General features: G+C 33.5%; 13 protein-coding genes. 3 read left to right on the forward strand and 10 right to left on the reverse strand.

Features of this window, described 5'->3' with window-relative positions; genetic code table 11:
• Position 1 precedes the first annotated feature (1 nt).
• Positions 2-1,270: a UDP-N-acetylglucosamine 1-carboxyvinyltransferase gene (murA, locus tag FZ940_RS06555; protein ID WP_148821974.1), complete on the reverse strand. Its 1,269-nt coding sequence runs from the start codon at positions 1,268-1,270 to the stop codon at positions 2-4.
• Between the two features lie 139 nt (positions 1,271-1,409).
• Here murA and FZ940_RS06560 point away from each other — a divergent pair, with 139 nt between their 5' ends.
• The 3 genes from FZ940_RS06560 to FZ940_RS06570 all read left to right on the forward strand — a co-directional run bounded on the left by FZ940_RS06560 (position 1,410) and on the right by FZ940_RS06570 (position 3,501).
• Positions 1,410-2,090 carry an NlpC/P60 family protein gene (locus FZ940_RS06560; protein WP_072594208.1) on the forward strand — a complete coding sequence of 227 codons (681 nt, stop codon included), beginning with the start codon at positions 1,410-1,412 and terminating at the stop codon, positions 2,088-2,090.
• Positions 2,091-2,197: 107 nt separating this feature from the next.
• Positions 2,198-3,007 (forward strand): ferritin-like domain-containing protein, encoded by an 810-nt coding sequence (locus FZ940_RS06565; RefSeq protein ID WP_148821975.1) that lies wholly within the window; start codon positions 2,198-2,200, stop codon positions 3,005-3,007.
• Positions 3,007-3,501: a SixA phosphatase family protein gene (locus FZ940_RS06570; protein ID WP_148821976.1), complete on the forward strand. Its 495-nt coding sequence runs from the start codon at positions 3,007-3,009 to the stop codon at positions 3,499-3,501. The genes FZ940_RS06565 and FZ940_RS06570 overlap by 1 nt, the downstream gene beginning before the upstream one ends.
• Positions 3,502-3,510: 9 nt before the next feature.
• On the opposite strand, the gene FZ940_RS06575 is transcribed toward FZ940_RS06570, so the two are convergent.
• From FZ940_RS06575 to FZ940_RS06615, 9 genes are all read right to left on the reverse strand, one after another.
• Positions 3,511-4,770 carry a methyl-accepting chemotaxis protein gene (locus FZ940_RS06575; protein WP_148821977.1) on the reverse strand — a complete coding sequence of 420 codons (1,260 nt, stop codon included), beginning with the start codon at positions 4,768-4,770 and terminating at the stop codon, positions 3,511-3,513.
• 2 nt (positions 4,771-4,772) lie between these two features.
• Positions 4,773-5,273 (reverse strand): PAS domain-containing protein, encoded by a 501-nt coding sequence (locus FZ940_RS06580; protein ID WP_148821978.1) that lies wholly within the window; start codon positions 5,271-5,273, stop codon positions 4,773-4,775.
• Between the two features lie 21 nt (positions 5,274-5,294).
• Entirely contained in the window at positions 5,295-6,533 is a 1,239-nt protein-coding gene (locus tag FZ940_RS06585) for a type II secretion system F family protein (protein ID WP_103579980.1), read from the reverse strand.
• Positions 6,530-8,281, reverse strand: a complete 1,752-nt coding sequence (locus tag FZ940_RS06590) for a GspE/PulE family protein (protein WP_054196613.1) — start codon at positions 8,279-8,281, stop codon at positions 6,530-6,532. Before FZ940_RS06590 ends, FZ940_RS06585 begins: the two co-directional genes overlap by 4 nt.
• A 9-nt stretch (positions 8,282-8,290) precedes the next feature.
• Complete coding sequence (locus tag FZ940_RS06595) at positions 8,291-8,830, reverse strand: hypothetical protein (protein ID WP_148821979.1); 540 nt, start codon at positions 8,828-8,830, stop codon at positions 8,291-8,293.
• A complete protein-coding gene (locus FZ940_RS06600; protein ID WP_148821980.1) occupies positions 8,827-9,714 on the reverse strand; it encodes a transformation system protein in 888 nt (295 codons plus the stop codon). Before FZ940_RS06600 ends, FZ940_RS06595 begins: the two co-directional genes overlap by 4 nt.
• A complete protein-coding gene (locus FZ940_RS06605) occupies positions 9,707-10,534 on the reverse strand; it encodes an ATP-binding protein (protein ID WP_054196616.1) in 828 nt (275 codons plus the stop codon). Before FZ940_RS06605 ends, FZ940_RS06600 begins: the two co-directional genes overlap by 8 nt.
• Positions 10,527-12,047: a pilus (MSHA type) biogenesis protein MshL gene (gene mshL / locus FZ940_RS06610; RefSeq protein ID WP_084107949.1), complete on the reverse strand. Its 1,521-nt coding sequence runs from the start codon at positions 12,045-12,047 to the stop codon at positions 10,527-10,529. Before mshL ends, FZ940_RS06605 begins: the two co-directional genes overlap by 8 nt.
• Positions 12,025-12,461 (reverse strand): hypothetical protein (locus FZ940_RS06615; RefSeq protein WP_222862001.1); only part of this gene is annotated, 437 nt, incomplete at its 5' end. The genes FZ940_RS06615 and mshL, both read right to left, overlap by 23 nt.

The following is a 12,461-nucleotide window of genomic DNA, read 5'->3' on the forward strand; positions in this document are numbered from 1 at the left end:
TTTACTCCTCAAGCCTAACTATTTTTGCGCCAAGGCCTTGAAATTTCTCTTCTAAATTTTCGTATCCTCTATCAAGGTGATAAATTCTATGTACCAAGCTTTCACCATTTGCTATAAGAGCAGCTAGTATCAGCGCTGAGCTTGCTCTAAGATCTGTCGCCATTACATCGGCTGCATTTAGCTTAGCTGGTGCATAAACGCTTGCAATATGCCCATTTAATTTAATATCCGCTCCCATTCTAGCAAGCTCGCTAACGTGCATAAAGCGGTTTTCAAAAAGTCTCTCATCTATCGTACTAACGCCATTTGCTGCAAGACAAAGCGCCATAAATTGAGCTTGCATATCTGTTGGAAAGCCCGGATACTCGGTGGTTCTTATCTCTACTGGTTTTATCTCTTTTGCTGGCAATATCGTGATCTTATTGCCGTCTACTTCGATACCAAAGCCCATCTCTTCAAATTTATTTAAAATAGCCGTCATATGAGCTGCATTTGCCTTTGTGACTGAAATTTTGCTATTTGTTATAGCTCCAGCGCAAAGGTATGTGCCAGCCTCGATCCTATCAGGGATGACTTCAATATCGCAAATTTCAAGCAATTTTTGGCCGCTTCCGGTTATCTTTAGTTCACTTGTGCCGATGCCTTCTATTTTAACACCACTCTTAGCCAAAATTTCACAAATTTGCACCACTTCAGGCTCAAGTGCTACGTTAAAAAGCTCTGTCGTGCCGTGCGCTAGAGCTGCAGCCATGATGATATTTTCGCTGCCAGTTACGGTGATCTTATCAAAAACGATCTTTGCGCCTTTTAGTCCATTTGGTGCTGTTGCGACGACGTAGCCTTGCTTTATTTCGATATTTGCTCCCATTTTTTCAAGCGCATTTAGATGCAGATCGATAGGTCTTTGCCCAATCGCACATCCTCCAGGTAGGCTCACTTCGCAGTGCCCAAATCGTGCAAGAAGCGGTCCAAGTGTCAAGATAGAAGCGCGCATTTTTCTAACGATATCATAATTTGCAGTCGTCGAGCTTACACCACTTGTGTCTATGCTTAGTGAGTTTTTATCTTTAAATTCGCACTTTGCTCCTAGGTTAGTTAGCAGTTGGCAAAGCGTTTTTATATCAGCGACATTTGGAATATTTGTTAAATTTACACTTTTTTTTGCAAGTAAGGTTAGGGCGATGATCGGTAGAGCAGCATTTTTAGCACCGCTTATTTTTACTTCGCCACTTAATTTGGCATTTCCTTTTATCTTTAAATAGTGCATCATTGTTTTTTGCCTTAAGAAAATATGTTTTTTGCCGATATTATATTGCTTTTTAACTTAGAATAAAGAAAGCAAAGCACTATTTCCGGTTCATTTACGTTTAAAAGTTAAAATTGCAAACACTAAAATTTTGGATATAAATATGTCAAATTCAATAAATAAAAAAATCTTTTTTATACTTAGTATTATATTTTTTACAGGTTGTTCTTTTACCTCTAATCAACCGACAACTCCGCAAAATGAAACAAATCAAACCGTAACTTCAAGTGTTGATTTTAGTGAGCAAATGATTGGTGAAATCATAGATGAAGACAACGATAGAGAAGATAAAAAATTTGGTTCTTTTTTTAAAAAATACCTAAATACAAGAGCGGGCGGTGATTGCTCTGGATTTGTTTCTATTGTAAATGCAAAGTATCAAAATATGTATTTTGATGAAAAGACAATAAATCGCTACTACGATAATGGCGGTAGAAAGTCAAAAGCGATCTATAATTTTTATGAAAGTAAAAATTTAATTACTCATAAAAATCCAAAAATAGGCGATCTTGTATTTTTCTCAAATACTCTTGGTAAGGGTGTTCAGAAAAATAAAGATAAGAAAAATATCACTCATGTTGGCATAGTTACGGCTGTCCTTGGCGATGAGACAGTAAAATTTATACATAATTCTGGCGGAAAGATAATTCATAGCTATATGAATCTAAAACAAAAAAATGTGCATCTAAAAGGAAATCAAGAGATAAATAGCTACCTTGTAAGGTGCTCAAATTCAAGTTGCTTGGCAGCAAATAGATTTGCTGGATATGGCAAAGCAAAATAAACAGAAATTTTTACTAAAGACCTTTTAAAACAAATACTAGGCTCAAATTTTAAGCATTATTTATATAAATTTACACTCGTAAATACAGATTTATATAAAGAGAAAATATGAATTTTTTTGATGAAATTTGGGAAATTTTAAATGAAGGCGAGATCGGGCTCAAATTTCTAAAATTTGAGCTATTTTATGAGAAATTTAAACAAGATTTTAATATAAATTTTTGTGAAAGCTCTAAACCAAACGAGCTAATAGCGCCTAGCTACGCAAAATTTTGTGAAGTGGTTAGTATGAAAGAGCTAAACAAAAAAGTAAAGCCAAAAGATAAAAATTTAAATTTTATCCATTCGGTAGCTCATATTGAATTTAGTGCTATTGATATCGCGCTTGATGCTTGTTATAGATTTAGAAATTTGCCAAGAGAATTTTATGAAGACTGGCTAGAAGTGGCTGAAGATGAGATTAGACACTTTTGTATGATAGAAAATTTGCTCTTAAAACGAGGCGGTAGATACGGCGAGCTAAGTGTGCACGACGGGCTTTTTATCGCACTTCAAAAGACTTCAGATAGTCTAACTAGCCGTATGGCACTACTACCAAGATATATGGAAGCAAATGGACTTGATGCAAACGCTCACATCATCAAAAGACTAGAAGCTGAGGGCGGGCAAGAAGAGCTAATAGAGTGCCTAAAAGTCATCTTAAAGGAGGAAGTCTCTCATGTTTATAAAGGCGATAAGTGGTTTAAGTTTGCTTGCAAAAAAGAGGGTATTGACGAAAATAGCTACTTTGACATTATCTTAAGTTTATATCCAAATTCATTTAAGAATGTTAGAGAGATCAATGAGCAAGATCGCTTAAAAGCTGGATTTAGCAAAGAAGAGCTTTACTTGATAAAGAATTTCTCAAAGGAGAGATAGTGAGTAAAATTTATTTCATAAGACATTCAAAAGCGGTTGATGAGAATAAGGACGGAACTAAAGATGCCTTAAGGGAGCTTAGTCAAAAAGGCAAAGAGGACGCTAAATTTATGGCAAATAGACTAAAAATGTATGATGTGATGCCAGGGACTATCTTTTCTAGTAGTGCCAAAAGATGCGAGCAAACAGCAAAGATTATTGCCAAAACTTTAAAATTTAAAGAAGAGATCGATCTTATAAATGAGCTTTATGATATAAGCTTTGAAGATCTTTTAAAATTTGTCAAAAATATAGATGAGGGTTTGGATGAAATTTTTATCATCACACACAATCCAAGCATAACTGAAATTTGCGAGTATTTAAGTGATTCATCAATAGACAATATCCCAACTTCTGGAATATTTTGCGTTGAGTTTGGATGTAAATTTAGTGAGTTAAAAGAGGGTAGTGCAAAAGCGTTATTTTTTGACCACCCCAAAAAACATCAAAGATAATTTAACACTTTAGTTTTTATCTTTAAAAATTTCGTTATATGAAGTAAAAATTTGCTCGCTTAGATCTTCTATTTTTTTAGATTTATCAACAAAATAATTCAAATTTTGTTCGTTGTAGCCAGAGGCTGACTTCTCAAGCAAGAGTTTAATTTCATTATTTAGCGACGCTGTAAGCTCTTTTGACTTATCGAAATTCTTATTTTGCTTGTGTTCGCTTATACTCTCGTTCTCATACCAATCTAGCAGACTTTGCGCTAAATCACGTATTTCCTCACTATATCCTTGTTCGTTTATAAGATCAGAGTACACTTTAGTTTTGTAGGCAATTTGCGAAATTTTTGCGATTATAGCAAAGGTTTTATTTTCGACATATTTTGATGTTTGAGCAGTATTTTGTGCGTTTGCATTAAACTCGCTCAATACCTTTTTGAAATTTTCTACATTTTGTGTTGTTAGTTTAGAAATTTCATCGATTTTTTTAGAATTTTCATCGATATCATTTACCTCTTGCTGAAGTGTTTTTATATTGACTTCTATGTCGCTTGCGGCTTTTTGTGTGTTTTCAGCTAGTTTTCTTACCTCATCAGCGACTACCGCAAAACCACGTCCATGCTCTCCTGCGCGGGCAGCTTCAATGGCGGCGTTAAGAGCAAGCAGATTTGTCTGATCGGCAATATCTTTTATTAAATTTAAAACAGAGCTTATTTCAGAAGCCCTAGTGCTTAGCATGCCAGTAGCATTCGAGCAGCTTTGTACTAGACCATCAAGCTCTCCCATGTTTTGACTAAGCTCGACGATGTTTGACATATTTTCTCTTGCTATTTGTGCAGTTTGTCTAGCATCTGTTGCCGTTTGGCTTAAATTTTTGATACTTTCGTTTAGATCATCTCTTACATAATTTATACCATTTATGCCGTTTCCAAGTTTGTCAAGCTCGCTTGATAGAAGACCTCTAACCTTGCTTTTTTGGCCGTCTTTTATGCCTGTGACACCCTTACTCATAGATATGGCATTTCGTTTAAATAAACCCCTAAACCCTTCTACAAATATATTTCTATATGTTTTTGAGTTTTGTGCAGCTTGGACTGAGGTTGAAATTTCACGTTGAAGCGCCTCAACTTGATCTAATAAATCATTTATGCCAAGGGCGACTTCATACATCTCGTCCTTTTCTCCAACATTTACAATGCGAGGCTCTAGTATGCCATTGCTTGCCGATTTGACAACACTTAAAATCTCATTTATTGCATTTGATTTTTTCTTAAACATATCTAGAGCCTTTGTAAGTTGTTTATAAATTCATCATAGCTTGTTGATTTTTCTTCCAAAAAATTAAATAAATATTTTTTAGATGCTTCAATACCGCCATCTCGTTCTAGCTCAAGTAGTTTTGCATAAAGTGGTTTTATGGTCTCTATCGCTTTTGCATTTGGCTTACGTCTAACAGAATAGTATCCAACGATATTATCTTGTTGATCAAGTGAGGCTGTGATATTGCCAAATACCCAGTAAAATCCACCGTTAAGAGTTTTATTTTTAATAAAGGCAAAAATTTCCTCTTTATTTTGTATTCGTTCCCAAAGTAGCTTGAAAATAACTCTTGGCATATCAGCGTGTCTTATTATATTGTGCGGTTTTCCCAAGAGATCACCTTGTTTTACTCCTACGATATTTAAAAAAGGCTCGTTGCAATAAGTAATCCTTCCTTTTGTATCTGTTTTTGAAACTAAAAATGCGTTCTCATCAACGCCATATTCTCTTTCTATAGGCATTTTACTCCTTTAAATGTTGATTTAATTTTTAACAGCTTTTGCCATATCCCACATTGGCATAAATATACCAAGGGCGAGCAAAAGCACCATAGCTGCGATAAATATTAGTAGTATCGGCTCAATATAGTTTGAAATATTATCAATAATATCATTAAATTTCACTCTATAATAATCAGTAACTTTTTGTGTCATGTCATCTAAGCTACCACTTTGTTCGCCAGCTCCTATCATTTGTATAAGCATACCCTCATAAAGCCCAGTTTGCCTAAAGGCCTCGGTTAAGCTTATGCCGCGACCAACCAGTACTTTTACGGCAGTTAGCTTATTTCTTATGTCTTGATTTGAAACAGTTACAACGGCAGTATCTAGCGCATCAGCGATAGGAAGTCCAGCGCGAACAAGCTCTGTAAAGATTAGATTAAATCTACTCATATTTGCAAAAAATATTATCTTACCTACAAGATAGACTTTTAGTAGATATTTATCGACCTTATCTCTAAAATTTTCATCATTTGAATATTGCCTTTTTAGCAAAAAAGCAAATGCGACAAGAACAACTATTATATATATACCGTAATTGCTCATTATGTATTCAATGTTTAGTAAAATTTTAGTAGGAAGAGGTAGGTCGGCATTAAGCTGGCTAAAAATTTCTCGAAATTGTGGAACAACTGATGTCATGAGCACAATAAAAGCCAAAATTATAGAGCATATTACGGTTATTGGATACCTTATGGCTTTTTTAAATTTTTGCTGGTTATCCCAGACTTCTTGCAAGATAGCAGCTAGCTTTGATAATGCGTCGGCCATATTACCAGTACTCTCTCCAAGCCTTACCATAGCGACAGTGACATCGCCTAGCTCTTCTTGAAAATTTTCTATACTTTGAGTTAAACTTGCACCTTGATTTAGGTCTTCATCTAGTGTTTGAAATATTGTTTTTAGCCTTTTATCCTCGGTAGCATTTGCTGTCTCTTTTATGCCATCATGTATTGATATGCCAGCATTAGTCATAACGCTAAGTTGCCTTATGGTAGCGACTAGAGCTGGAATTTTTACTTTTGAAGAAGAGAAAATTTTGTTAAATTTTTCTTGCAAGTCCAAAAAATCATTGTTAATACTTGAGACCTGAGTTTCTTTGATCTTTACTATCATGCCTTGAATATTTGCACGATTTTTAACATCATTTTTGCTATTGGCCTTTAGGCTCATCTTTTGGCGTTTGCCATCTTTTATATATTCTATTTCATAAAATTTCATATCTTGGCAACTCTATATACTTCTTCGATTGTTGTTACACCATTTGCTGCGCGTATAACGCCATCATGGAACATATCTATAAAGCCTTCGTCATAGGCGGCCTTTTTAAGCTCTTCTTTTGAGGCGTTGTTTGCTACGATACTTGCTATATGATCGCTGATAGATAATATTTCGCTTATCATTTCACGCCCCAGATATCCAGTTTGTGAGCAGTGCTGGCAACCTACGCTTTTATAAAACTGATAATCTTCAGGGAGAAATTTCTTAATCTCATCAAGAGCTTTTTGAGATAGCGTGACTTTTTGTTTGCAATACGGGCAAAGCTTTCTTACAAGCCTTTGAGCCTCTATGCAAACTAATGCACCACTTACTAGATATGGCTCAATGCCCATATCAACCATACGAGGTAAAGCGCTAATAGCGTCGTTTGTATGAAGTGTAGAAAAAACCAAGTGGCCAGTTAGTGCTGCTTGAATTGCGATTCTAAGCGTCTCTTGATCTCTGATCTCACCTATCATAATAATGTCTGGATCTTGCCTTAAAATAGAGCGAAGAGCCGAGATAAAAGTAAGTCCAGCTTTCTCATTTACATGTACTTGTTGGATCATATTTAGCTGATACTCGACCGGATCTTCAACGGTAATAATCTTAGTTTTTACACTTTTTATATCATTTAATGCACCATAAAGTGTAGTCGTTTTTCCTGATCCTGTTGGGCCAGTAACTAGGATGATGCCATAAGGCGCTTTCATGCTCTTTTTAAATTTAGCAAAGTTATCTGGATGCATACCAAGGTCTTCAATGTTTATGATAACTTTTGATTTGTCCAAAATTCTTAAAACTATGCTTTCGCCGTTTAAAATAGGTAGCGTAGAGATACGAAAATCATACTCTTTATCTAAAATTTGAGCTGAAAATCTACCATCTTGTGGGCGGCGGCGCTCCGCGATATCCATGTTTGAAAGTAGCTTCATTCGGCTTACCATTGGAGGATAAATATCTTTATCAAATATAAATGTCTCACTTAGCATACCATCTATCCTGCTTCTTACGATACAGTTTGTCTCGGTTGGCTCGATGTGGATATCGCTCGCTCTGCTTTGAATAGATGTTTTTAAAATTATCTCAATTAGCTTTAAAATTCCAGAACTTTCTGTGCTTTGCCCTTGGCTACTGGAGCTTGAAAGCTCTTTTCTGATCTCTGTAATAACGTCCTTTATGCTTTCATTAAGAGCTATTTTGTTTATATATTTTTCTATCTGGGCTGGATCTGCGCAAGCTACTTTTAATAGCTTTCTGTTAAATAAATTTTGAACTTTATCTTGAATGATCACGTCAAAAGGATTTTTAAAAGCAACATAAACGCTTATCTCGTCTTCTTTTACGGGTATGGCGTTATATGATTTTAGCTGCGAGGTACTTAGCTTTTCACTGATACGGTAGTCGATATCTATATCATCAAGATCAAAAAATGTGATTTTAAATTTATCACATACATATTGAATAAAGCGCTTTTGATCTATCTGAAGACTAGTCGAAATTTCATCAATGTCAGTGTGTCCTCTTCTATAAATATCAGATAGAATTTCAAAAAAAATCTCTTCTTCTAGCATATTTTCTTCAAGCAAAATAGCCAAAAGACTTTTTTCGTTTATCTTTTTTATCTCTATAATCTTTAAAATTTGCTCATCATTTAGTTTATTAAGTTGCTCTAATGTTTTTAGTGTTAAATTCTCTAAATTATTCATCTCTTCTCTTTATCTATACTCAATCTGCGAAGTAAGATCGTCATTTTTAAAAATTTTTAAAATCATTTTTGCAAAATTTGGGCTAACGATTGTACTAAGTTCATATCTTGTATCTGAATTTGGCTCTTCAAAAATAAATACGCCAAGCTCCTCAATGTATTCTTTTTTGACAAATTTATCAAATATAAATGAAAGAATGTAATCGCTCTTTGGAAGCCTAATATAGCTTATATCAGCCCCATCCAAGATAGCATGAAGCAATAGCTTTTTTTTAAGCAATATATCTGCAAAATATGCTGCATTCTCTCTTGAACTTTGCGTTTTTGATAGTTTGCTTGCTGGAAGAGCGAGCCTATCTATATCATTTGTTTTTAAGCAAGATATGCCAAAGATATTAAGAAATTCTTCATTTTGTGAATCTTTTAAAAGATCTTGTATTTTTTGATTGCAAATTTTAGGATATTCAGCTTTTTCAAAATAACTTTTAATGTCAGCAGTCCCAAGCGCAAAGGCATTTAATGATAAAAATATAACGAGCAAAAATTTCACAACGTATCGCTTTTTATCTTATTTATTAGCTCATTTATCTCGGGCTTATTTTTATTTTTATTATATTCTTCTAATGCACGCAATGCGTCATCTTTTTGTTTTAGCATATATTTTGCCTTAGCAAACATAACCCAAGACTCCTCAATGCTACTATCTAAATTATTTGCCGATAGTGCCCATTTTATAGTATCGCTATATCTTTTATCTTGATAGCATTTTCTTGCTATTTTAAGTGCGGTTTCTGGATTTTTGCTTTTATTAAAATTTTCTTTTAGCATAGAAATTTCATTGTTTTCACTTGAAATTTGAATATCAATTTTTGGCTTTGCTTTTGGTTCTAGTTCTATTATCTCTTCATTTGGTAGAGGCTGTTCATTTTGCATATTTTCATTTTCGGTTGGTAAATTTAGCTTTAGCCAACCGCCACCACTTCTTTGTTTTTTATCTGATGCCTGCTCTTTATTATCTTCATTTAGCTTTATGGATTGTTCTAGCTTTTTAGCTATTTTCTCGGCGAGTTCATCTTGTTTTTTATCTGATTCAAATCTCTCTTTTGCCTGCTCGCTTTTTTGCTTGCCATCTTCTAAAATATTTTTGCTGACATTAGTTTCAGCAAAGGTTATGCTCTTTTCTTTTATATCTGTTATATCTGTTTGTATTGTCAAATTTTTCTCAACCAAAGTTGGAATATTGGTTGTTTCTTTTTTGTTTTTAGCATTTGAGAAAAATAAAAAAGCACCAAAGATAAAAGTAATTAGCAAGATCGTAATTATTAAAAGGCCTAGCTTTTTATGTGATAACAATTTTAAAAGACTATTTTTATTCTTTTTTTCGTAATCTTCATAGAGCTTTTCTAGCCTTTGAATTTCTTGTAATTCAAGCATGAATTATTCCTGTATCAAGTGCAGACATTGTCAAAATTTTAATATTTGCGTCCTCGCTACTTAATTTTGATGGCTGATTTTGTTCGTAATATTCACAAATTTCATAAAATTTATACATAATTTTATTTAGTGTGCGTAGATTTCCGCAACAAAGCTCATAGGCTTTGTCATAGTCTTTTTTCTGAAAATTTAGGTATTTATCGTAGCCCTTTTGTCCTATTTTTCTTTGCAAATAGACTATGATTTCATTCGTGTTTGCACTTCCAAGCTCTATACTCTCCCAAATTCTAGTTTGAAAATAGTCCTTTGCTAACACATCTTCATTTTCAGTTTTATGAATCGTAAATAGAAATTTAAATAATCTTGTATCGGCCATTAGCCTTATTTTTTCGATCAGTTCAGTAGGATAAAGTTGTGCTTCATCCAGGATGACAACTATTTGGTTTTGTAAAATTTCATCTTTATTTTTAAATTCTTTTGAGTAGTGTGCAACAAAACTTTCAAAATTATTTATATTATCAAGCTTATTTCCGTATATATCCTCACAAAGAGCTTCTATAAATGTAGCCTCGCTAAAAAAAGGATGTGGAAAAAAAATTAATTTTTTATCCTTTTGAAGATCAGAGGCTATCTTGTTTAACAAAAAGGTCTTTCCACTGCCAGGCTTGCCATAAAAAAGTATAAGTTTTAATGGCTTTTTTAGAGCCGAGACGATCTTATTGTAACAAGTGATTGAGTTATCTAGATTAACAAAATCAGCTACTTCGTCTTCGTTGATAAAGATATCTTTTATATCCGTATAAATATTCTTATTATTCATAGATCGTTTTAGAAAAACCTAAGTCTTTTAATGATTGATTAAGTGGCTTTTTTTTGTCAAAATCAACTACATGAGGAGTGATGACAAAGATAAGCTCTGTTGTTTTTATATTGTCTCTTGTGCTTTTAAAGACACCACCTATAAGTGGGATATCAGAAAGAAGAGGTACGGAAGTATTGTTTTTACCCTTTGTCTGGCCTATTAATCCACCAAGAATAATAGTATCACCGCTATCAACTTGAACAACAGTTGAAAGCTTCTTTTGCACTGTATCTGGAGCAATCTCTCTTAACGCATTTTGTCTTGTGTCGTCTTCAGCGTATTTAAAGTTACTAAGCGATGGATTGATTCGAAGCATGATTTTGTTGTTATCAGAAACTTCTGGTAGTAAATTTAATAATATGCCTATAAAAACAGAGTATTGTTTATAAGTAGTTGTCAGCCTATCGCTATTGCTGTTTCCATTGTCAGTCTTTTGTTGAACACGGTAGTTTATATTATCACCAACTGAGATTAGTGCTTGCTGATTATTAAGTGTTGTTACTTTTGGACTTGATATAACCTTTGTCTTTCCATTTGTTTCAAGAAAATTTATCATTCCATCAAGGCTAAAATTTAAATTAGCTGCAATGTTTAATGTACGGCCAAATCCATCACTTAGGCTATTGCCTTTATTTGTCCAAGTTGCACTTGAGCTCGGATTATTTCTTGAATTACCAATGTATGTATTAAACCCAAGTTCAAATTTACTCCAATCAACACCTTGCTTATATTCATTATTTAATTCAACTGAAATAATAGAAACATCAATAATTACTTGTTTTTTTAGTCTTTTTTGCATTTCATCTATATATTTTTCGACTCGCTTAAGTTGAGAAGGAGTGGCCGTAACAGTGATAAGGCCTGCGTTTTGATTTATGATAGGATCAGGCGCTGTGATATGTTCGCTACTATTATTTAAAATAGCTTTAAGCTCAGCATCTAGTTTTTCCCAAAAGTCAAACCTTTCGGTAGTTTTTATAAGGTTGCTTGAGCCTTGGGAACTATCATCTTGAGAATTATCGCTACTACTTGAACCACTAGAAATTTCAGATGGAGTAGCATCCACTGAAGCTTGGGTGACAGCAGTTCCTTCTCTAATAGAAGTTATATAATCTAGTTTAAAAATTTGAGTTTTTAAAGATGAAATTTTTAATACATTATTTGAAAACTCGTAGCTTAAATTTTTCTCACTTAAAAGCAGGTCAAAAACTTCGCTGAGACTCATATTTCTGATATTAACGCCAAAAACTTTATCTTTTAGCTCTGTTTTGCTATAAGTATCCTTTGCAACAATACTGAAGTTACACATCTCTGAAAGCTGATTCAACACATCTACTAGCGCAACATCATCTGAAATTTTCATATTAAAATTCTTGCTTAAACAACTACTTTCATTGGCGCTAGCATAATTCATATTTAAGCAAAATAGTGCACCTATTATTAATATTTTATTTAATTTTAATCTCAACATTTTTACTTCCATTTTTTAAAATTAGCTCTTGTTTTTCGTCGCCTTTTACTAAAAAAACACTATTTCTAGTAATATTGGCTATTTTGTAACCATCAACAATATCACCGACAGCATACCATTTAGAATCAATATTTGCTTTGTTTAATAAAATTGCTTTTAAACTAAGCCCTTTTGAAGCTTGAGTGATAATTGATAAATTTTGATCTGTTATCGTCTTGATAGGTTCTTGTTTAAAAGGATTTTTTATGCTCGAAAGCTCAATATCGCTAAGACCGCTTCTTTTTTCCTTTATTTTTTCAAAAATTTTATCATAAGAGTCCATTTCCTCTTGAAGCTGATTAGCAAAAACAATATTTAAAAATAAAAAAGCCAATAAAATTTTTATTTTCATTAGTATTTCATCCCCCAAACAGA

The sequence above is a fragment of the Campylobacter concisus genome, assembly GCF_902460415.1.
Classification (GTDB): Bacteria; Campylobacterota; Campylobacteria; order Campylobacterales; family Campylobacteraceae; genus Campylobacter_A; species Campylobacter_A concisus_Y.